1 protein-coding gene is annotated in these 301 nt (G+C 71.1%); it reads right to left on the bottom strand.

Features of this window, described 5'->3' with window-relative positions:
• Window positions 1-301, bottom strand: a 301-nt coding sequence (locus ACF8LI_RS22850; protein ID WP_392414340.1) for a hypothetical protein, incomplete at both ends; no start/stop codon positions are given.

Genomic DNA, 301 nt, shown 5'->3' with positions numbered 1-301 from the left:
GGGCGATGAGTTCGGGCGCGTATTGCTTCCAGGGGTCCTTGCCGTAGCCGTAGCGCACCTGCAGCTGCGGGGCCCGGGCTTGGCCTTGTGTGTAGGGAATGCGGTACACGGCCAGCGGGCGGCCGAAGGGGTCCAGCTCGGTGCGCGTGCCTTCCAGCGGGCGGCCTGCGGGATCGAGCCGCGTGGCTTCGGTCAGGCGCCCTTGCGCGTCGTACCGGTAGCGCATGTCGCCGGGGCCGCAGCTGGCGCAGCCCGGGCCGCGCACTTCAAGCAATCGCCATTGCCCGCCGATGGTGTCGTA

Origin of the sequence: Delftia sp. WSY_12 (assembly GCF_043104645.1) — a bacterium.
Lineage (GTDB): Bacteria > Pseudomonadota > Gammaproteobacteria > Burkholderiales > Burkholderiaceae_C > Comamonas > Comamonas tsuruhatensis.
This window is presented reverse-complemented; position numbering and strand designations above follow the sequence as displayed.